The sequence below is a fragment of the Streptomyces sp. MI02-7b genome, assembly GCF_033793585.1.
Taxonomy (GTDB): domain Bacteria; phylum Actinomycetota; class Actinomycetes; order Streptomycetales; family Streptomycetaceae; genus Actinacidiphila.
Window position 1 is genome coordinate 13,728 of record NZ_JARAWX010000011.1, and the last position, 21,103, is coordinate 34,830.

At 70.1% G+C, this 21,103-nt stretch carries 16 protein-coding genes and 2 tRNA genes; 3 read left to right on the top strand and 15 right to left on the bottom strand.

From position 1 onward, the window contains the following. Positions 1-32 precede the first annotated feature (32 nt). The 9 genes from rodA to PV364_RS19355 form a co-directional block, all read right to left on the bottom strand. A complete protein-coding gene (rodA, locus tag PV364_RS19315; protein ID WP_319661330.1) occupies positions 33-1,229 on the bottom strand; it encodes a rod shape-determining protein RodA in 1,197 nt (398 codons plus the stop codon). Then, positions 1,226-3,433 carry a penicillin-binding protein 2 gene (gene mrdA / locus PV364_RS19320; RefSeq protein ID WP_319661331.1) on the bottom strand — a complete coding sequence of 736 codons (2,208 nt, stop codon included), beginning with the start codon at positions 3,431-3,433 and terminating at the stop codon, positions 1,226-1,228. The genes rodA and mrdA overlap by 4 nt, the downstream gene beginning before the upstream one ends. After that, positions 3,430-4,038, bottom strand: a complete 609-nt coding sequence (mreD, locus tag PV364_RS19325; RefSeq protein ID WP_319661332.1) for a rod shape-determining protein MreD — start codon at positions 4,036-4,038, stop codon at positions 3,430-3,432. Before mreD ends, mrdA begins: the two co-directional genes overlap by 4 nt. Beyond that, positions 4,035-4,991: a rod shape-determining protein MreC gene (mreC, locus tag PV364_RS19330; protein ID WP_319661333.1), complete on the bottom strand. Its 957-nt coding sequence runs from the start codon at positions 4,989-4,991 to the stop codon at positions 4,035-4,037. Before mreC ends, mreD begins: the two co-directional genes overlap by 4 nt. Before the next feature lie 121 nt (positions 4,992-5,112). Next, positions 5,113-6,132 carry a rod shape-determining protein gene (locus PV364_RS19335; protein ID WP_319661577.1) on the bottom strand — a complete coding sequence of 340 codons (1,020 nt, stop codon included), beginning with the start codon at positions 6,130-6,132 and terminating at the stop codon, positions 5,113-5,115. Positions 6,133-6,442: 310 nt separating this feature from the next. Next, positions 6,443-6,856, bottom strand: a complete 414-nt coding sequence (gene ndk / locus PV364_RS19340; protein ID WP_319661334.1) for a nucleoside-diphosphate kinase — start codon at positions 6,854-6,856, stop codon at positions 6,443-6,445. 84 nt (positions 6,857-6,940) lie between these two features. After that, entirely contained in the window at positions 6,941-7,276 is a 336-nt protein-coding gene (locus tag PV364_RS19345; protein WP_319661335.1) for a DUF4233 domain-containing protein, read from the bottom strand. A 24-nt stretch (positions 7,277-7,300) separates the two neighbouring features. Beyond that, positions 7,301-8,800 carry a bifunctional tetrahydrofolate synthase/dihydrofolate synthase gene (folC, locus tag PV364_RS19350; RefSeq protein ID WP_319661578.1) on the bottom strand — a complete coding sequence of 500 codons (1,500 nt, stop codon included), beginning with the start codon at positions 8,798-8,800 and terminating at the stop codon, positions 7,301-7,303. A gap of 163 nt (positions 8,801-8,963) precedes the next feature. After that, the gene (locus tag PV364_RS19355; protein ID WP_319661336.1) at positions 8,964-11,600 is read right to left on the bottom strand and encodes a valine--tRNA ligase; all 2,637 of its coding nucleotides are present in this window, start codon (positions 11,598-11,600) and stop codon (positions 8,964-8,966) included. Positions 11,601-11,994: 394 nt separating this feature from the next. On the opposite strand from PV364_RS19355, the gene PV364_RS19360 reads away from it, so the two are divergent. Continuing rightward, positions 11,995-12,846, top strand: a complete 852-nt coding sequence (locus PV364_RS19360) for a hypothetical protein (RefSeq protein ID WP_319661337.1) — start codon at positions 11,995-11,997, stop codon at positions 12,844-12,846. Between the two features lie 72 nt (positions 12,847-12,918). Here the strand turns inward: PV364_RS19360 and clpX are convergent, their stop codons facing one another. The 5 genes from clpX to PV364_RS19385 all read right to left on the bottom strand — a co-directional run bounded on the left by clpX (position 12,919) and on the right by PV364_RS19385 (position 17,594). Next, the gene (gene clpX, locus PV364_RS19365) at positions 12,919-14,202 is read right to left on the bottom strand and encodes an ATP-dependent Clp protease ATP-binding subunit ClpX (RefSeq protein ID WP_319661338.1); all 1,284 of its coding nucleotides are present in this window, start codon (positions 14,200-14,202) and stop codon (positions 12,919-12,921) included. A gap of 185 nt (positions 14,203-14,387) precedes the next feature. Next, entirely contained in the window at positions 14,388-15,023 is a 636-nt protein-coding gene (locus PV364_RS19370; RefSeq protein WP_319661579.1) for an ATP-dependent Clp protease proteolytic subunit, read from the bottom strand. Positions 15,024-15,120: 97 nt separating this feature from the next. Beyond that, the gene (locus tag PV364_RS19375; protein ID WP_319661580.1) at positions 15,121-15,723 is read right to left on the bottom strand and encodes an ATP-dependent Clp protease proteolytic subunit; all 603 of its coding nucleotides are present in this window, start codon (positions 15,721-15,723) and stop codon (positions 15,121-15,123) included. Between the two features lie 244 nt (positions 15,724-15,967). Then, positions 15,968-17,365: a trigger factor gene (gene tig / locus PV364_RS19380; protein WP_319661339.1), complete on the bottom strand. Its 1,398-nt coding sequence runs from the start codon at positions 17,363-17,365 to the stop codon at positions 15,968-15,970. Between the two features lie 152 nt (positions 17,366-17,517). Then, positions 17,518-17,594, bottom strand: a tRNA-Pro gene (locus PV364_RS19385). A gap of 112 nt (positions 17,595-17,706) precedes the next feature. Here PV364_RS19385 and PV364_RS19390 point away from each other — a divergent pair. After that, positions 17,707-17,777, top strand: a tRNA-Gly gene (locus PV364_RS19390). Between the two features lie 622 nt (positions 17,778-18,399). Here the strand turns inward: PV364_RS19390 and PV364_RS19395 are convergent. Continuing rightward, positions 18,400-19,824, bottom strand: a complete 1,425-nt coding sequence (locus tag PV364_RS19395; RefSeq protein WP_319661340.1) for an ice-binding family protein — start codon at positions 19,822-19,824, stop codon at positions 18,400-18,402. 702 nt (positions 19,825-20,526) lie between these two features. Here PV364_RS19395 and PV364_RS19400 point away from each other — a divergent pair. Next, positions 20,527-20,970, top strand: a complete 444-nt coding sequence (locus PV364_RS19400) for an SRPBCC domain-containing protein (protein ID WP_319661341.1) — start codon at positions 20,527-20,529, stop codon at positions 20,968-20,970. Positions 20,971-21,103: the final 133 nt, after the last annotated feature.

Genomic DNA, 21,103 nt, shown 5'->3' on the forward strand with positions numbered 1-21,103 from the left:
GCCGCAATGGTGCGCTCACCCGGCGGGCCGGGTCAGGCCGACATGGGGCGTTGCATCTTCACTGCCTGGAGGAGCCCGACCGCGACCCAGACCGCGAACATCGAGGATCCGCCGTACGAGACGAAGGGCAGCGGCAGACCGGCGACCGGCATGATGCCGAGGGTCATCCCGATGTTCTCGAAGGCCTGGAAGGCGAACCAGGCCACGACGCCGGCGGCGATGATCGTGCCGTACAGGTCGGTCGCGTTGCGCGCGATCTTGCAGGCCCGCCACAGGACGACGCCGAGCAGGACGATGATGAGCATGGCGCCGACGAAGCCGAGCTCCTCCCCCGCCACGGTGAAGACGAAGTCGGTCTGCTGTTCCGGCACGAACTGGCCGGTGGTCTGGCTGCCGTGGAACAGGCCCTTGCCGAGCAGTCCGCCCGAGCCGATCGCGATGCGCGCCTGGTTGGTGTTGTAGCCGACGCCCGCCGGGTCGAGGGCGGGGTTGGCGAAGGCGGCGAAGCGGTCGATCTGGTACTGGTCCAGGACGCCGAGCTGCCACACCGCGACGGCGCCGCCGGCGCCCGCCGTGATGAGGCCGAGCACCCAGCGGTTGGAGGCGCCGGAGGCGAGGAGCACACCGAGCACGATGACCGCCATGACCATGACCGAGCCGAGGTCGGGCATCAGCATGACGATGGCCATCGGCAGTATGGCGAAGCCGAGGGCCTGGGCCACGGTGCGGTGGTCCGGGTGGAGCCGGTCCCCGGCGTCCACCCGCGCGGAGAGCATCATCGCCATGCTCAGGATGATGGTGAGCTTGGTGAACTCGGACGGCTGCAGCGAGAAGCCGCCGCCGAGCACGATCCAGGCGTGCGCGCCGTTGACCGTCGACCCGACCGGGGTCAGAACGGCCAGGACCAGCAGGACCGAGATCGCGTACAGCACCGGCACCGCCCCGCGCAGCCGGCGGTGGCCGAGCGCCACGGTGCCGGCCGCGAGGCCGAAGCCGATCGCGGTGTTGAGCAGGTGCCGCAGCAGGAAGTAGAGCGGGTCGCCGTGGGTGAGCTCGGTGCGGTTGCGGGTCGCCGAGTACACCAGGGCGGCGCCGATCATCGACAGCGCGAGCGCCGCGCCGAGCAGGACCCAGTCCATCCGGCGCACTATCGAGTCGCGCGCCATGAGCTTGCCGAGGGCGCCCCGCTCGGGGGTGAAGCGCCGCATCGTGTAACCGCTCGTGCTCATGCCCCGTACCTCCTGCCCAGCAGGAACCTCTCGGTGCGGTCCGGCGGCAGCGCGGCGGCGGTGAACACGGCGTCGCCCGGGGCGGACGGCAGGGCGGGCAGGTCCCAGGCAGCCTTGCGGGTCTGGATCGTGCCGTCCGCGGTGATCTTGGGCAGCGCGGTCTCGGGGTGCGGGAGCAGCGCCTTCCTGTTGTCGATCGACCCGTCCTTCTGGACGCCGTACATGGCCTCGTAGATGGCACGGACGGCCGGACCGGAACCACCGGAACCCGTACCACCCTGGGAGATCGTCATGATGACCGCGTAGTCCTTGGAGTACGTCGTGAACCACGAGGTGGTCTGCTTGCCGGCGACCTCCGCGGTACCGGTCTTGGCATGCAGGGTGATCTTGTCCTGCGGCCAGCCGTTGAAGCGCCAGGCCGCGGTACCGCTGGTGACGACGCCTTCCAGGGCCTGGTTGATGTACTTCAGGGTCTTCGCGCTCGCCGGGGCCTGCCCCGTCACCTTCGGCTTGATCCTGGTGATCGTCTTGCCGTCGGCGCTGATGATCGCCTTGCCGATCGTCGGCTGGTACAGCTTGCCGCCGTTGGAGATGGCCGAGTAGATGCGGGCCATCTGGATCGGGGTGACGAGCGTGTCGCCCTGGCCGATGGCGTAGTTGACCGAGTCACCGGCACGCATCACGTAGCCGTCGACGCAGTTCTCGCGCGCGATCTGGCTCGCGTAGTCCTGCTTGTCGCTCTTGGCGACCTTGCACCAGTAGGTCTTGTTGGCCTCGTAGTAGTCGCGCTTCCACTGCCGGTCGGGGATGCGGCCGGTGACCTCGGAGGGCAGGTCGATGCCGGTGACCGAGCCCAGGCCGTACGCCTTGGCGGTCTTGTAGAACCAGTCCGCGGGGTGCTTCTTGGGCTTGGTGCCGCCGTCCTTGAGCCACTGGTCGTAGGACAGGTGGTAGAAGACGGTGTCGCAGGAGATCTCCAGCGCGTGCGCCAGGGTGATCTCGCCGGCGCTCTCGCCCTCGAAGTTGTTGAAGACGCGGCCGCCGATGGTCATCGACGACGGGCACGGGTAGTGCCCGTCGATGGAGTAGCCGGCCTTGACCGCGGCTGAGGTGGAGATCGCCTTGAACGTCGAACCGGGGGCGGACTGACCCTGTATGGCCCTGTTCAGCAGCGGGAAGTTGGACTTCTTGCCGGTGAGCTTGGCGTAGTCCTTGGCCGAGATGCCGCCGACCCAGACGTTGGGGTCGTACGTCGGCGCGCTGGCCATGGCGATGACCTGGCCGGTGTGCACGTCCATGACGACGACCGCGCCGGAGTCCGCCTTGTAGTAGCTGCCCGTGACGGTGTCGAAGGTCTTGCGGGCGACCTTCATCGCCTGGTCCAGTTCCTTCTCGGCGACCGCCTGGACACGCGCGTCGATGCTGGTCACCAGGTTGCTGCCGGGCACGGCGGGGGTCTCGCCGGCCTTGCCGATGACCCGGCCGAGGTTGTCCACCTCGTAGCGGGTGACGCCGGCCGTGCCGCGCAGCTGGGTGTCGTACGTGCGCTCCAGACCCGAACGGCCGATCTGGTCCGAGCGCAGCAGCGACCGGCCCTCCTTCTCGGCGTCGGTGATCTCGTCGTCGGTGACGGGCGAGAGGTAGCCGAGCACCTGGGAGGCGTTGGCCCCGAACGGCGAGGTGTAGCGGCGCACGGCGGTGGGTTCCGCGGTGATGCCGGGGAAGTCCTCGCGGCGCTCCATGATCTGCAGCGCCTGCTGGGTGGTGGCCTCGTCGGTGATGGGGATGGGCTGGTAGGGCGAACCGTTCCAGCACGGCTTGGGGGTCTGCGAGTCGCAGAGCCGCACCTTCTTGCGGACCTCGTCCGGCTGCATGTGCAGCACCGACGCCAGCCGGGTCAGTACCGCCCGGCCGTCGTCCTTCTGCTTGAGCAGGTCGGTCCGGCTGGCGGAGACCACCAGGCGCGTCTCGTTGTCGGCCAGGGGCACGCCCTTGGCGTCCAGTATCGCCCCGCGCACGGCGGGGGTGACGACTTCCTGGACGTTGTTGCTGTTGGCCTGCGCGGTGTACTGGTCACCGTCGCGGATCTGGAGGAACCACAGGCGGCCGCCGAGGGTGAACAGCAGCGACAGCACGAGGATCTGCAGGACCACCAGCCGGATGGTGACGCGGGGCGTGCGGCCGGTCTCGGGGATGTTGCTCACAGCCGTCGCCCTCCCTTGGCGACGCTGCCCACCTTGCCGAGCAGGCTCGGGCGCTGCCCGCCGATGCGGGCGCCGAAGCCGGACGCGGAGGCGTCGTCGGCCAGCGGGTCGTTGTCCAGGCGCCGGGCCAAGCCCATGATCCAGGGCACGGTGAACGGCGCGAGCAGCAGGTCGTACAGGGCGGCGGTGAACAGCAGCTTGCCCAGGCCCACATGCTGCGCCGCGGTGTCGCCGACGAGGGCGCCGACGGCCGCGTACAGCACGGTGGAGCCGATGGCCGCGGCGACGACCACGAGCATCGGCCGGGTGGCCGAGCGCAGTTGGCCGCTGTCGGGCTTGGCCAGGCCCGCGGCGTAGCCGATGACGCACAGCACGAGCGCGTAGCGCCCGGCGGCGTGGTCGGCGGGCGGGGCGAGGTCGGCGAGCAGGCCGGCGCCGAACCCGATGAGGGCTCCCGCGACATGGCCGTACGTCAGTGCGAGGCCGAGGACGACCAGGAGCAGCAGGTCGGGCACCGCGCCGGGCAGGTGCAGCCGGGCCAGGACGCACACCTGGATCACCATGGCGGCGACCACCAGGCCGGTGGAGAGCAGCACGCGCTTCATCGGATCTCCTCCTGCCCGTCGAGCGAGGACTGCGGGGACCCGGAGGGGCTGCCGCTCGGCGTCACCGTGACGGTGACCGTCGGGATCGGCTTCGGGCCCGCGGGCAGCACGGAGTCGCGGGGGTCCTTGCGCGGGCCCTGGATCACGACGCCGACGATGTCGAGCTGGGTGAACCGGACGAACGGGGTGACCTCGACGGTGCGGGTGAGGCCGCCGCCCGCGCGCTCGACCTTGGTCACGGTGCCGACCGGGACACCGGGCACGAACGGCTTGCCGGCCTGCGAGCCGAAGGTGACCAGCCGATAGCCGTTCCGCACGTGGGCCTTGCCGTTGAGCAGTTGCACCTGCATGGGGCGGTTGCCCTGGCCGCTGGCGAAGCCGAGTTCGGAGGACTTCTCCAGGCGGGTGCCGACGGTGAAGTCCGGGTCGCAGGCGAGCAGCACGGTGGAGGTGGACGGCCCGACGGTGGTGACCCGGCCGACCAGCCCGTCGCCGTTGATGACGGTCATGTCGCGCTCGATGCCGTCGTTGGCGCCGGCGTCGATGGTGACCGTCCAGGAGAAGCCCTGCGCGGCTCCTATGGCGATGACCTGTGCGCCCTTGACGCGGTACTGGCCGGCCCCGGCGGTCTTGAGCAGCTTGTCGAGTTCGCGGGCGCGGGCGCGCGTGGCGTCCTTGCTGCCGAGCTGCTGCTTCAGCTCGGCGTTCTCCCGCTCCAGTTCGCTGATCCGGCTGCTGCGGCCGCCGGAGTCGCGTACCGCGTCCACCGCGTTGTCCACCGGATCGACGGCCGCCGCGACCCCGTTCTCCACGGGGCCGAAGACGGCGGACGCGGCGGACCGGGCACCGTCCAGCGGTGAGTCCTCTCCCCCGCGGATGTCGACGGTGATCAGCGCGAACGCGATCGCCACCAGCAGCACCAGCAGAAGCCGGCTCTCTCGTGTGTCCCTCACGGGGGCCAGTCCGTGCCTTCCTCGTCAGAGCGTGTGGGCCGTGGGCCCGTTGTGCCGTGCCGGAGAGGAGAACGATCCGGCGTACGGGCGGGAGTTCGCCCGTACGAAGGATCGTGCGAACTCACCTGCGCGGCTGCGCGTCCAGGACCTGCTGGAGCGCCTCGAACTCCTCGACGCACTTGCCGGCGCCCAGCGCCACGCAGTCGAGCGGGTTCTCGGCGATGTGGATGGGCATGCCCGTCTCGGCGCGCAGGCGCTCGTCCAGACCGCGCAGCAGCGCGCCGCCGCCGGCCAGGACGATGCCGCGGTCCATGATGTCGCCGGACAGCTCGGGCGGGCACTTGTCGAGGGTCGTCTTGACCGCGTCGACGATGGCGTTGACCGGCTCCTCGATGGCCTTGCGCACCTCGGCGGCGGAGATGACCACCGTCTTGGGCAGACCGGAGACCAGGTCGCGACCGCGGATCTCGGTGTGCTCCTCGTCGTCGACGGAGAAGGCCGAGCCGATGGTGAGCTTGATCGATTCCGAGGTGCGCTCGCCCAGCAGAAGGCTGTACTCCTTCTTGATGTGCTGGATGATCGCGTTGTCCAGCTCGTCGCCCGCCACCCGGATGGACTGCGCGGTGACGATGCCGCCGAGCGAGATGACGGCGACCTCGGTGGTGCCGCCGCCGATGTCGACGACCATGTTGCCGGTCGCCTCGTGGACCGGGAGCCCGGCGCCGATCGCGGCCGCCATCGGCTCCTCGATGATGTGCACCTGGCGCGCGCCGGCCTGAGTGGCGGCCTCGATGACCGCGCGGCGCTCGACGCCGGTGATGCCGGAGGGAACGCAGACCACGACCCGCGGACGGGCCAGGTAGCGCCTCTTGTGGATTTTGAGGATGAAGTAGCGCAGCATGCGCTCGGTGATCTCGAAGTCGGCGATCACCCCGTCCTTGAGAGGACGGACCGCGACGATGTTGCCGGGGGTCCGGCCGATCATCTTCTTCGCTTCGGAGCCGACCGCGAGGATGCCGCCCGTATTGGTGTTGATGGCGACGACGGACGGCTCGTTGAGGACGATCCCGCGACCCCTGACGTACACCAGCGTGTTGGCAGTGCCGAGGTCGACAGCCATGTCACGGCCGATGAACGACATGTTGTTCGCCATGAGGGTACGTCTGGCCTTCCCGAGCTGGAGCAGTGTGGGGGTGAGCACGGCGGGGCGCTGAGCGCGAAGCCTGAGGAGCGGAGATTCCATCCTAGTCGCGCCTGCCGGGGCGCGGGGTCAGGGATCCGCCGCCATTGTCGTCAGAACGCACACCCGCCCCCGGCAATGGTGACGCCGTGTCGGCGGAATTGGTTCCCCCGTACGACCGGCATATGCCGCGAGGTGGCCGGGAAATTTCCGGCCACCCATTGCGCTGATCGGGCGTCAGCGGGGAATCCGGGGCGAACGACGGGACGGATCAGGCCAGACCGGGGAAGAAGATCTTGATCTCCCGCTCGGCGGACTCCTCGGAGTCGGAGGCGTGGATCAGGTTCTCCCGGACGATGGTGCCGAAGTCGCCGCGGATCGAGCCGGGCGCGGCCGCGATCGGGTCGGTCGGGCCGGCCAGCGCGCGCACGCCCTCGATCACCCGCTCGCCCTCGACCACCAGGGCGACGGACGGACCGGCCGCCATGAACTCCATCAGCGGCTCGTAGAAGGGCCGGCCCACGTGCTCGGCGTAGTGCTGCTCCAGGACCTGCCGCTCGAGCGTGCGCAGCTCCAGCGCGGTGATGCTCCAGCCGGCCTTGCGCTCGATGCGGCCGAGGATCTCGCCGACCAGGCCGCGACGAACGGCGTCCGGCTTGAGAAGGACGAGGGTGCGCTGCGACACGGTGTGACTCCTATGTGCGGGGTAGCGGGTACGACGACATTACCGGGCGCCGGTGTGCGCCACGGCCCACCCCCTCGGCACTGGTCAGGCCGTCCGCGCCGCCCGGGCCGCCTTGGCCTGGTCGACCTTCCGGCCGTAGTGGACGGCGGCCCACCACAGCGCGGCGAAGACCAGGCCGAGGAAGAACATCACCGGCAGGACGAGCCCGCTCAGGACCAGTCCTGCCTGGAGCACCCAGCCGACCGTCAGACCGCCGCGGCGGCCCAGCATTCCGCAGAGCAGCACGCACAGTGCCATGGCGACACCGCAGACCGCCCACACGCTGCCCGCCGACAGGTCCGGCTGTTTCATCGCGACCAGCCCCGCGAAGCCGATCACGAAGAATTCACCGATCAGAGTGCTGGCGCACAGGGTCCGCATCCGCTTTGTTCCGCTTCTCGCTCGTCACTTGCGGCCCAGCAGCAGCCGGGCCTCTCCCACGGTGACCACCGATCCGGTGATCAGTACCCCGGCGCCGGAGAACTCCCCCTGCTCCTCGGCCAGTGTGACCGCCGCCTCGATGGCGTCGTCCAGCCGCGGCTCGACCTGCACCCGCTCGTCGCCGAAGACCTCGACCGCGAGCGCGGCCAGTTCGTCCACGTCCATCGCGCGAGGCGTGGAGTTCTGGGTCACCACGACCTCCGCGAAGACCGGCTCGAAGGCCTCCAGCAGCCCGCGCACGTCCTTGTCTCCGCTGGGGCCGACGACGCCCACCAGATGGGTGAAGCCGAACGCGTCCGCCAGCGAGCCCGCGGCCGCCCGCGCGCCCGCGGGGTTGTGCGCCGCGTCCAGCACCACGCTCGGGCTGCGGCGGACGACCTCCAGCCGGCCCGGCGAGGTGACGCCCGCGAAGGCCGTACGGACGGTGTCGACGGCCAGCGTGCGGTCGTGCTCGCTGCCGATGCCGAAGAACGCCTCCACGGCGGCGAGCGCCACGGCCGCGTTGTGCGCCTGGTGCTCGCCGTGCAGCGGCAGGAACACCTGCTCGTACTCGCCGCCCAGGCCGCGCAGCGTCAGCAACTGCCCGCCGACCGCGACCTCACGGTGCACGACGCCGAACTCCATGCCCTCCCGGGCCACCGTCGCCCCCACGTCCACCGCGCGCTCCAGCAGCACCTGCGCGGCCTCGACCGGCTGCTGCGCCAGCACGACGGTGGCGTCCTTCTTCACGATCCCGGACTTCTCCACCGCGATCTCCCCCGGCGTGGAGCCGAGCCGGTCGGTGTGGTCCAGCGAGATCGGGGTGACCACCGCGACGGTGGCGTCGATGACGTTGGTGGCGTCCCAGCTGCCGCCCATGCCGACCTCGACGACCGCGATGTCGACCGGCGCGTCGGCGAAGGCCGCGTAGGCCATGCCCGTCATCACCTCGAAGAACGACATGCGGTGCGGCTGCGAGCCGTCGACCATCTCCACGTAGGGCTGGAGGTCGCGGTAGGTCTCGATGAACGTCTCCGGCGCGATCGGCCGCCCGTCCAGGCTGATGCGCTCGGTCACCGACTGCACGTGCGGACTGGTGTACCGGCCGGTGCGCAGGTCGAAGGCGAGCAGCAGCTGCTCGATCATGCGCGCGGTGCTGGTCTTGCCGTTGGTGCCGGTGATGTGGATCGAGGGGTACGCGCGCTGCGGCTCGCCGAGGATGTCCATCAGGGCCGTCATTCGGTCCAGCGACGGCTCCAGCTTGGTCTCCGGCCAGCGGCCGGCCAGCTCCGTCTCGACCTCGCGCAGGGCCTTGTCCAGCTCCGGGTCGGCCGGGCGGCCGGGGACGTCGTCCTCCTGGGCCACCGGTCCCCCGGCCCGCAGGGTGCGGCTGCCCGCCTCGATGACCGCGAGGTCGGCCTCGCGGACGGGCCCGGCCTCTTCGTCCTCCTCGTCGTAGCCGCCGTCGTCGGCCTCGGCGTTCAGGCCGAGCGCGGTCAGCGGGTCGGAGAGGGGTGACTCGTCATCGAGGTCGTGGTCGGGGTCGTGGCCGTTGCCGGGGCGCGAAGTACTCACACCCCCAGTCTACGAACCGGGCGGACCGGTCCGGGCCGTGGGCGGGCGGCACGCGCCCGCCCACGGCTCCCGGTCATGCCTGCGGCAGGGACGCCAGCTGGGCGGTGATGCGGGCGATGTCCGCCTCGGCCGTCTCCAGCCGGGTGCGGATCTTGGCGACGACCGGGTCCGGGGCCTTGGCCAGGAACGCCTCGTTGCCGAGCTTCGCCGTGGCCTGCGCCTTCTCCTTCTCCGCCGCCGCGAGGTCCTTGGCGAGCCGCTTGCGCTCGGCCTCGACGTCGATGACGCCGGACAGGTCCAGGGCGACCGTGGCGCCCGCGACCGGCAGGGTGGCGGTGGCCGCGAAGCCCTCGCCCTCCGGCTGGAGGCGCAGCAGCTGGCGCACGGCGGCCTCGTGGGCGTCCAGACCGGTACCGGCCAGGTCCAGGCGGGCCGGGACCTTCTGGCCGGGCTGCAGGCCCTGGTCGGCACGGAACCGGCGGACCTCGGTGACCAGCGACTGGACGGCCGCGATCTCCCTCTCGGCGGCCGCGTCGCGGAAACCGGAGTCCCGCGGCCACTCGGCGGTCACGAGCGTCTCGCGGCCGGTGAGCGTCGTCCACAGCGTTTCGGTGACGAAGGGGACGACCGGGTGCAGCACCCGCAGCAGCTTGTCCAGCACCTCGCCGAGCACCCGCCCGGACACCTCGGCGGGTCGGCCGCCCGCCATGAAGGTGGTCTTGGACAGCTCCACGTACCAGTCGAAGACCTCGTCCCACGCGAAGTGGAACAGGACGTCGCTGAGCTTGGCGAACTGGTAGTCGTCGTAGAGCGCGTCGACCTCGGCGACCGTGGAGTCCAGCCGGGACAGGATCCAGCGGTCGGTCGCCGACATCTCCTCCGGAGCGGGCAGTTCGCCCTCGACCGTGGCGCCGTTCATCAGCGCGAAGCGCGTGGCGTTCCAGATCTTGTTGGTGAAGTTGCGGGAGCCCTGGACCCAGTCCTCGCCGATGGGCACGTCGGTGCCGGGGTTGGCACCGCGCGCGAGCGTGAAGCGCAGCGCGTCGGAGCCGTACTTGTCCATCCAGTCCAGCGGGTTGACGACGTTCCCGAAGGACTTCGACATCTTCTTGCCGTTCTGGTCACGGACCATGCCGTGCAGGGCGATGGTGTGGAACGGCGGGGTGCCGTCCATCGCGTACAGGCCGAACATCATCATCCGGGCGACCCAGAAGAAGAGGATGTCGTAGCCGGTGACCAGGACGGAGTTCGGATAGAACTTCGCCAGGCTCTCGGTCCGCTCGGGCCAGCCGAGGGTGGAGAACGGCCACAGGCCGGAGGAGAACCAGGTGTCCAGGACGTCGGTGTCCTGCGTCCACCCGTCGCCGGCCGGGGGCTGCTCGTCCGGGCCGACACAGACGACCTCGCCGTTCGGCCCGTACCAGACCGGGATGCGGTGGCCCCACCACAGCTGGCGCGAGATGCACCAGTCGTGGAGGTTGTCGACCCAGTCGAAGTAGCGCTTCTCCATCTCCTGCGGGTGGATGGCGACCCGGCCGTCGCGGACCGCGTCCCCGGCGGCCTTGGCCAGCGGGGCGACCTTGACCCACCACTGCATGGACAGCCGCGGCTCGATGGTGGTCTTGCAGCGCGAGCAGTGCCCCACGGAGTGGGTGTAGGGGCGCTTCTCGGCGACGATGCGGCCCTCGGCACGCAGGGCGGCGACGATGGCGCTGCGCGCCTCCAGCCGGTCCAGGCCCTGGAAGGGGCCATGGGCGGTGATGATCGCGTGCTCGTCCATGACGGCGAGGTTCGGCAGCCCGTGGCGCTGGCCGATCTCGAAGTCGTTGGGGTCGTGCGCCGGGGTCACCTTGACGGCGCCGGTGCCGAAGGCCGGATCCACGTGCTCGTCGGCGACGATCGGGATACGGCGGCCGGTGAGCGGCAGTTCGATCTCGGTGCCCACCAGGTGGCGGTAGCGCTCGTCCTCGGGGTGGACGGCGACCGCGGTGTCGCCGAGCATCGTCTCGGCGCGGGTCGTGGCGACGACGATCGACGCGTCGCCCTCGCCGTAGCGGATGGAGACCAGCTCACCCTCGTCGTCCTGGTACTCCACCTCGATGTCCGAGATGGCGGTCAGGCAGCGCGGGCACCAGTTGATGATCCGCTCGGCGCGGTAGATCAGCTCGTCGTCGTAGAGCTTCTTGAAGATGGTCTGGACGGCCTGGGAGAGGCCCTCGTCCATGGTGAAGCGCTCGCGCGACCAGGCGACGCCGTCGCCGAGGCGGCGCATCTGCCCGGAGATCTGGCCGCCGGACTCCGCCTTCCACTGCCACACGCGCTCGACGAAGGCCTCGCGCCCCAGGTCGTGCCGGGACTTGCCCTCCTTGGCGAGTTCACGCTCCACGACGTTCTGGGTGGCGATGCCGGCGTGGTCCATGCCGGGCTGCCACAGCGTCTCGAAGCCCTGCATGCGCTTGCGGCGGGTGAGGGCGTCGATCAGCGTGTGCTCGAAGGCGTGGCCGAGGTGGAGGCTGCCGGTGACGTTCGGCGGGGGGATGACGACGGTGTACGGCGGCTTGTCGCTCTTGGCGTCCGCCTCGAAGTAACCGCGCTCTACCCAGCGCTCGTACAGGGGCCCCTCTACCTCGGCCGGCGCGTACTGGGTCGGCAGTTCGGGGGTCACGCTGTTCGGCCCGCTCGCGGCGGCCTGCTGAGTGTTGTCGGTCACGGCGCTCAGTTTACGGGCGCGGCCGCCCCGCCAACGAATCCGGTGGCGCCGGGGCGGACGCGCGGGACCGGACGCCCCGGAGGGACATCCCGGAGGACGGCCCGACGGATGACCGTGCACAGACAAGGGTAGGGGGATCCACGGGCGTCCGGCGCACTGCCTCCCGGCCGTCGCACCGCGGGACGTACGGCGGGGCCCACGCCGGGTGGGGCGCGGCGGAACGCCGGGACGGACGGTGAAACGGTCGCACTACGCCGCCGGTTCGCCCCCGCGCGACGGCAAACGGTCACCCGCACGGTCTTGTTACCGATCCCTGACGGACCGGAGGTGAAGACGGGTTGAACAGTCGCCAGGATGAGCACCAGACCGCAGTGGACAACGAGGGGACCTCCGCATGAGCTTCAACCAGCCGCCTCCGCAGCCGGGTTGGGGTGGCCAGCCCGGCTACGGCCAGCCCCCGCAGCCGCCCACGCAACCCCAGCCGCAGGTCCCGCCCGGCTACGGGGCCGCGCCGCAACCCGGTTACGGCTACCCGCCGCAGCCCGCGCAGCCCCCGCAGGGCGGCATCCCGCAGCAGCCCGGTGCCTGGGGCCAGCAGCCCGGCGCCTGGGGCCCCCCTCCCCCGCCCTCCGGCGGCGGCAAGGGCAAGGTGGCCGGCATCGTCATCGGTGTCGTGCTCGCGATCGCCCTGATCGGCGGCGGCCTGGTGTTCCTCCTGGGCGGCAAGGGCGGCGGCCTCGGCGGAGGCGGCGACTACACGCTGTCGATGCCGGCCACGCTGCTGAACGGCGAGTACGCCAAGGACCCGTCGAACGCCGCCAACTCCGGCCTCAGCAACGGCGAGTCGGGGAACGACGCCGGCATCAAGAGCGCCAAGACGGTCTCCGGCGCGTACAAGAACTCCTCGAACTCCCAGTTGGTGGTCTCCGGCGCCTACGGCGACATCAGCGACCCCGGCGCCGCCCTGGACGCCATGCTCACCGGCTTCAAGAACAGCGCCGGTTCCTCGACGGGGCAGGACCCCACCGAGCAGCACCCGGCCGGCTTCGACGGCGACGTCATGAAGTGCGGCACCTTCGGTTCCGGCGGGGTCACGTTCCCGTACTGCGCCTGGGCCGACGACAGCACGGTCGCCATGGCCATGAACATGAACCTGGACATCCTCGGCACCACGAAGGCCCCCTCGCTCTCCGAGTGGGCCGACAGCACCGTGAAGATCCGCGACGAGGTCCGCGTCAAGAAGTAGCACCGCACACACAGGTGAGGGGCGCCCGGCCCTCGCCGGGCGCCCCTCACCTGTGACGGATGCGGTGGAGCGCTACGCGCTCTTCTGCTCGCCCTTGCCGATGATGCGCGGCTCGCGCGGCACCAGGGTGGGGTTCACGTTGGAGTGAACGACGTCCTCGCTGATGACGACGCGGGCGACGTCCTTGCGGGACGGCACCTCGTACATGACCGACATCAGCACCTCCTCCATGATGGCGCGCAGACCCCGCGCGCCGGTCTGGCGGAGGATGGCCTGGTCGGCGATGGCCTCCAGGGCGCCGCGCTCGAACTCGAGCTCGACACCGTCGAGCTCGAACAGCCGCTGGTACTGCTTGACCAGGGCGTTGCGCGGCTCGACGAGGATCTGCAGCAGCGCCTCGCGGTCGAGGTTGTGCACGCTGGTGATGACCGGCAGACGGCCGATGAACTCGGGGATCATGCCGAACTTCACCAGGTCCTCGGGCATGACCTCGGAGAACTGGTCCGCGGCGTCCATCTCGCGCTTGGAGCGGATGGTCGCGCCGAAGCCGATGCCCTTGGCGCCCGCGCGGGACTCGATGATCTTCTCCAGGCCGGCGAAGGCGCCGCCCACGATGAAGAGCACGTTGGTGGTGTCGATCTGGATGAACTCCTGGTGCGGGTGCTTGCGCCCGCCCTGCGGCGGCACCGAGGCGGTGGTGCCCTCCAGGATCTTCAGCAGCGCCTGCTGGACGCCCTCACCGGAGACGTCGCGGGTGATCGACGGGTTCTCGCTCTTGCGGGCGACCTTGTCGATCTCGTCGATGTAGATGATCCCGGTCTCGGCCTTCTTGACGTCGTAGTCGGCCGCCTGGATCAGCTTCAGCAGGATGTTCTCGACGTCCTCACCGACGTAACCGGCCTCCGTCAGCGCCGTGGCGTCCGCGATCGCGAACGGCACGTTGAGCATCCGGGCCAGGGTCTGCGCCAGCAGGGTCTTGCCGGAGCCCGTGGGGCCCAGCAGCAGGATGTTGGACTTGGCGAGCTCGATGCCGTCGTCGTGACCGCGCCCGCCGTTCTCGCCGGCCTGCACCCGCTTGTAATGGTTGTAGACCGCGACGGAGAGCGCCTTCTTCGCCGGCTCCTGGCCGACGACGTAGCTCTCCAGGAACTCGTAGATCTCGCGCGGCTTGGGAAGGTCCTCCCAGCGCACCTCGGAGGACTCCGCCAGCTCCTCCTCGATGATCTCGTTGCAGAGATCGATGCACTCGTCGCAGATGTACACACCGGGCCCTGCGATGAGCTTCTTCACCTGCTTCTGGCTCTTTCCGCAGAATGAGCACTTGAGCAGGTCGCCGCCGTCACCGATGCGTGCCACGAGGTGCTTCCCCTTCGCCTGGGTCCCGTCAGTTCGACGAGTCCTGGTGCTTGCCTATCGACGGTACCTTGCCGCGCCCCCAGTGCGGGCCCCCCTTGGAACGACTGGGCCGTGACCTGCACAACCCTGCCGCCCCAAGAGGGGACTTTCGTGCCTCACGAGGCCCGGAAGGCCTCTGGCGGTCCTCAGACCGCGACGCTCGAACTCTTGCGAGTGGAGACGATCTGGTCGACCAGACCGTAGGAGAGGGCCTCCTCGGCGGTGAGGATCTTGTCGCGCTCGATGTCGTCGCGGATCTTCTCGATCGGAGTGCTGGAGTGCTTGGCGAGCATCTCCTCGAGCTGCGCACGCATGCGCAGGATCTCGTTCGCCGCGATCTCCAGGTCCGAGACCTGGCCGCGGCCGGTCTCGCTGTACGGCTGGTGGATCAGGATGCGGGCGTTCGGCAGCGCCATGCGCTTGCCGGGCGTCCCGGCGGCCAGCAGCACGGCCGCGGCGGAGGCCGCCTGGCCCATGCAGACCGTCTGGATGTCCGGCTTGACGAACTGCATCGTGTCGTAGATGGCGGTCAGCGCCGTGAAGGAGCCGCCGGGGCTGTTGATGTAGACCGAGATGTCGCGGTCCGGGTCCATCGACTCCAGGCACAGCAGCTGCGCCATGACGTCGTTGGCGGAGGCGTCGTCGATCTGGACGCCCAGGAAGATCACGCGCTCCTCGAAGAGCTTCGCGTACGGGTCGTACTCGCGAACGCCCTGGGAGGTGCGCTCGATGAAGCGCGGGACGACATAGCGGGCCTCGGCGGCGCTCGTACGGTCGTACATACCGCTGCCGGGGAAGTTCTGGGTGGTCACGTTCACCGTCCTGATGATGAGCAGTGGGCTGGGGTCGGTCCTGCGGGGCTGATCGGGCTCATGCCCGTCAGGCGCCCGTGCCGCCGCCGCCCGGTACGTTCACCGCGTGCGTGATGACGTCGTCGATCAGGCCGTACTCCTTGGCCGCGTCGGCGGAGTACCAGCGGTCGCGGTCGGAGTCGCGGGTGATCTCCTCGACACTACGGCCGGAGTGCTGCGCGATCAGCTCGGCCATGCGCTTCTTGGTGCGCAGGAGCTGCTCGGCGTGGATCTTGATGTCGGACGCCGAACCGGCGAGACCGGCGGACGGCTGGTGCATCAGGATGTCGGTGTTCGGCAGCGCGAAGCGCTTGCCCGGCGTACCGGCCGTCAGGAGGAACTGGCCCATGGAGGCGGCCAGGCCCATGGCGATGGTGACCACGTCGTTCTTGATGAACTGCATGGTGTCGTAGATCGCCATGCCCGCGGTCACGGAGCCGCCGGGGCTGTTGATGTAGAGGTAGATGTCCTTGTCCGGCTCGGCGGCAAGGAGGAGCAGCTGCGCGGTGATCTTGTTGGCGATGTCGTCGTCAACAGGCTGGCCGAGGAAGATGATCCGCTCGCCGAGCAGCCGGTTGTAGACCTGGTCGCCGAGGCCACCGATGGTCGGCTCGCCGGCGGCGGAAGGCATCGGAGTCGTCACGTATCCACCTGCTCGTTGTCGGACGGCGCTGAGCCGTCTCAGGGACTTCTCGTAGGGCACGGGCCCTCGTACTTACGGACCCTAACGCGCAGGTGGGGCCCAGCAATCCCCCACGCGAAACTGTTCGCTGTGAGCGCAGGCTCGCCCTACGCCGTGAGCGAACCCGAGCAGAACGGGCCCGGACGCGCGGGGCGTCCGGGCCCGTCGTACGACGCATCGGGCGGCGCGGGGCTCAGGCCTCGGCGTCGTCCTTCTTCGTCTCCGCGGCCTCGTCGCCGGTGCCGGAGGAAGCCTCGACCGTCTCGCCGGTCTCGTCCTCCTCGTCCTCCAGGTCGACGACCTCGCCGTTGGTGTCCTTGACCGTCGCGGCCTCGACCACCAGGGCCAGCGCCTTGCCGCGGGCGACCTCGCCCACCAGCAGCGGCACCTGGCCGCCCTCGACGACGGCCTGGGCGAACTGGTCGGGGCTCATGCCGGAGGAAGCCGCACGGCGCATGAGGTGCTCGGTGAGCTCCTCCTGGTTGACCGACAGCTTCTCCTTGGAGACGAGCTCGTCCAGCACGAACTGGGTCTTGATGCCCTTCTTCGCCTGCGACTCGATCTCCGCGTCGTACTCCTCGCGGGTCTTGCCCTCGCGCTCCAGGAACGTGTCCCAGTCCAGGCCCAGGGCCGGGAACTGGTGGTGCTCCAGGTTGTGCGTGCGGGTCTCGATCTCGTCGTTCAGGAGCTTCTCGGGCAGCGGGATCTCCACCAGCTCCAGGAGGGCGTCGAGCACCTTCTCCTGCGCCTGGGTGGCCTGGTCGTACTGCTTGATGCGCTCCTGGCGCTTGACGGCGTCGGCGCGCAGCTCCTCCAGCGTGTCGAACTCGCTGGCCAGCTGGGCGAAGTCGTCGTCCAGCTCCGGCAGCTCACGGGACTGCACGGAGGTCACGTCGACCTTGACCTCGGCCGTCCGGCCGGCCGCGGAGCCGCCCTTGAGCTCGGAGTCGAAGGTGGCGGTGCCGCCGGCCTCGAGGCCGGTGACGGCCTCGTCGATGCCGTCGAGCAGCTGGCCGGAACCGATGGTGTAGCTGACGCCGTTGGCGATGCCGTCCTCCAGCACCTCGCCGTCGACCTTGGCCTCCAGGTCCACGACGACGACGTCGCCGTCGGCGGCGGCGCGCTCGACCACCGTGGTGGACGCGAAGCGCTCGCGCAGCTGCTCGAGGGACTTCTCGACGTCCTCGTCCGACACCTCGATGGCGTCGACGGTGACCTCGATGCCGGAGTAGTCCGGGATCTCGATGACCGGGCGGATGTCCACCTCCGCGGTGAACTTCAGCTCCTCACCGTCGTTGAACTCGGTGATGTCGACCTCGGGCTGGCCCAGGACGTTGAGCTCGCCCTCGTTGACCGCCTCCGTGTAGAACTTCGGCAGGGCGTCGTTGATGGCCTCTTCGAGGACCGCGCCACGGCCGAACCGCTGGTCGATGACGCGCGCGGGGATCTTGCCCTTACGGAAGCCCGGCACCGTGACCTGCTGGTTGATCTTTTTGTACGCCGCGTCGAGGCTGGGCTTGAGCTCCTCGAAGGGCACCTCGACAGTGAGTCGAACCCGGGTCGGGTTCAGAGTCTCGACGGCGCTCTTCACGGTTGGGTCTCCTTGGGGGCTTTACGTTGATGGGCGGCCGCTCGGGGATCATGCGGATTCGGCAATGCGGCCGCATGCCGGGTGGCCAGCAACCCATCCTACCGGTACCACAAACGTGCAGCCGGGCCTCTCCGGCGCATGGCGCCGGGGACTGGTCGGGGTGGCCGGATTCGAACCGACGACCTTCCGCTCCCAAAGCGGACGCGCTACCAAGCTGCGCCACACCCCGTCGGTGCGACACGTAGAGTACATGCCCCCGCACACCCTGGCGCCCATATGTGCCGGTGCGCGGAGGCCAGGTCGATCGGCTACGATGCGGTGTGCCAGAATGACTGGCCGTTGCGGGCGTAGCTCAATGGTAGAGCCCCAGTCTTCCAAACTGGCTACGCGGGTTCGATTCCCGTCGCCCGCTCTGCAGGACGAAGGCCCAGGTCAGGAGAGGTTTTCCCCGGCCTGGGCCTTCGTCGTCCGCGGGGTGGATCAGGGCTGCCCGGCCGGAACCGTCTCCCCAGGCGCCTCATCGGTTCACGCGGTGCCCGTGCCGGTGCCGGACGCGAGCGTGTTGCCGCGTGGTGCTCCACGACGGCGGGGCGCATGTCCGATGGCACACGCCATTGGAGTGGTTCCTGCGCGGGTCGCACCCCGCGCTCCGGCGAAGGCGCGCCCGGTGAGCCGGTCCCGGGGATCTTCCGGTGCGACGCGACGACGACGGGCAGGACGCCCGCCGGACGGTCCCCGAGCGACGTGCGCCAATCGCGCCGCGATCGAGGTCGGCATCCTGACGGCACAGACCGATCGGCTCACCCCGTCGGGGCCGCAGAACGCTGCCATCAGAACGAGTGCCCTGCACCGCGGCGGCACGGTCTCCGCGACGGCGAATGCCTCCGGGATCGTCGCCCTGGACGGTGCCGCCGCACACCGCCCGGTGCCCCAGGTCGGGTTGACTGACCTGGGGCACCGGGGTGGTCACACTCGGGACGGATTCACGCCGTTCGGCGTGACATCACCCGCCGGACGAGGTCCGGGCTGCTTGCTCAGTCCTCGCAGGCATGTCCGGCCAGCAGGGGGGCGCGCCACTCCTCGTAGCAGCCCTTGTCCTCGCGGTCGTCGTGGCGCGGGGCGTCCTGGTAGTCGCCGTGGTCCGGGCGATCATCCTTGTCCTGGTAGTCGCCGTGGTCCGGGCGGTCGCCCTTGTTCGGGCGGTCACCCTTGTTCGGGCGGTTGCCGTGGTCCGGGCGGTCGCCCTTGTTCGGGCGGTCACCCTTGTTCGGGCGGTTGCCGTGGTCCGGACGGTTGCCGTGGTTCGGGCGGTCACCGTGATTCGGGTATCCGGGAAGTCCCGGGTATCCGGGGGGGCCGGCGGGTCCGGGCGGCCCTGCGGGTCCACCGGGCCCTGCGGGTCCACCAGGTCCAGCGGGTCCACCAGGTCCAGCGGGCCCTGCGGGTCCGGGCTGCCCGGGCTGTCCGGGAGGACCAGCGGGTCCTGCGGGTCCACCAGGTCCGGCCGGCCCTGCGGGTCCGGGCTGTCCGGGCTGTCCGGGCTGCCCAGTGGGTCCGGGCTGTCCGGGCGGCCCCGTCGGCCCCGCAGGCCCAGTCGGCCCCGCAGGCCCAGTCGGCCCCGCAGGCCCAGTCGGCCCGGTCGGCCCGGTCGGCCCGGTGGGTCCGGTGGGTCCGGTGGGTCCGGTCGGCCCTGCCACGCCGCAGACCGGCCTGGTGATCTTGTCGCTGATCAGGGTGACCGCGCCGTTGCGCGCCAGGAGCCGGCCCGCGATCGCCGCGTTGGCGCTGACGGAGATGGACGTCAGGGCCATGATGGTGCCCTTGAAGTCGGCGTTGGTCCCGATGGTGGCGGAGCTGCCGACCTGCCAGAACACGTTGCAGGCCTGTGCTCCGTTGATGAGTTGGACGGTGCTGCCCACGTTCATGGTCAGGGCCGAGCCGACCTGGAAGATGAACACGGCGTTGGGATCACCCTGTGCGTCGAGGGTGACGGTCCCGTTGACGGCGAGGTCCAGTGCCGCAGCGGCGGTGTAGACGCCGGGGAGGAAGGTCTGGGTGTCGAGCTGGGTTCCCGCGCTGCCGTCGGACGGCCTGCCGGCCGCGTCGTTGTAGGCGGTGGTCAGGTCGGACTGCGCCTGACCTGCGACAGCGTCGGTGATGTGCGTCGCTCCGACGACCACTCCGGGCGGAAAGCCCGTCACCGAGGTGCCGGGACTCAGTCCCAGGTCGCCGATGATGACGGTGGGCCCGGTATTGGTCACCGTAGTACCGGCCAGGACCCCGTAGGTGGTGGCCGTTCCCAGGCCGACCGCCGGGGGGGAGACGGCCTGGGCGAAGCTCGAAATCATGGTGACCATCGCCAGCGCCACCACTCCGGGCAGGGTGACGAGGGATGCTTTGAGCGCAGCACGTCTCCGGCCCCTGGCTATGGGGGCGGGCGGTATGGCAGTCAGTGCCATGGAACAAAACCTCTCTGTTCGCCGTCGAGCCAGGGGCCCCCGGGCAGGGGGATCCGAGCTTTTGAACTGAGATCGGGTCAGGCCGCAGCCCCCACGTGGCATCCAGACTCCGCGGGCTCACCGCCGAGGGGGACCAAAATGCACTTAACGGCCGAAGTGGCCACCAACCTTCTCTCAACGCCCAGATCGTATGGAACCGGCATATGCCGTGCATGGCGGTAGGGGGCCATAGGGGGTGCAGTTGGGCATTTATTCACACCGCTGGCCGTGCCCGCGCGCCCCCGACACGGCACACCGGTACCGCGTCGACAGGACGGCGCGTCATCACCTGTCGAAGCCGGCCTCGACCGCTGAACGCAGCAGGCGGACGCGCCGCCGGTGGCCACGGCATCGCGCTCGGGTTCCACTTCGGAGAAGGCTTGTGCCTGGCGCGGCGTGTGCCCGGAGCGGGCACCCCGGCACAGGGATCCGGGCGCGGCAAAGGCGCCCACCGCCACAGTGGGGCCTCGTCAGGGTGAGGCGCATCGGCCTCAGGGCGGGGAGATCTGAGCGGCAACGAGCGGATGCGGCCTGCGCGGCACCCGTCGAAGGCATGCGCTGTCAGCGGTCCCGCCCAGGAAAGGCGCGGAAGACCGATGACTTTCGGAGCCGGCCCTCGTCTACCGTGCGACAACCTCACAAGAGCGAGACAGGGAGCACGAGATGGCCACGGAACAGACGACGACCGAGGGTTTCTCCTACACGCTGGAGCGGACGTTGGAGGCTCCCGCGGCTGCGGTGTGGAGCGCCTGGACCGAAGCGGAGTCCTACGTGCAGTGGTCCTATGCCGCCCCCGGATCGGTCGAGTTGGACGTGCGGCCGGGCGGGACGTGGAAGGCGACGATGGTCACCCCGGACGGCGGGCAGTTCCCGTTGACCGGCTCGTACTCCGAGGTCGTCGAGAACCGGCGTCTGGTCATCGGCATGGACGTACCCAGGAAGGACGAGCCGGCGCTCATGACCGTCGAACTCGCCGAACAGGGTGCCCACCGGACCCGCATCGTGGTGGCCCAGACCTGCGACACCGCCGACGAGCGCGACGGCGCCGAGCAGGGCACCACCATGCTCCTGGACAGCCTGACGGCCTTCCTCAAGGCCGCGAACTGACACCTGCGGCCGAGCCGGTGCCCGATCATGGGAGGCCAGACCCGTCCCGCACGTCCGCCCCGCACGGCGGACGCCCAGGTCAGGGAGCTTCCCCCCGGCCTGGGCGCGCGTCGTCCCCCGAGCTGTGCGACGT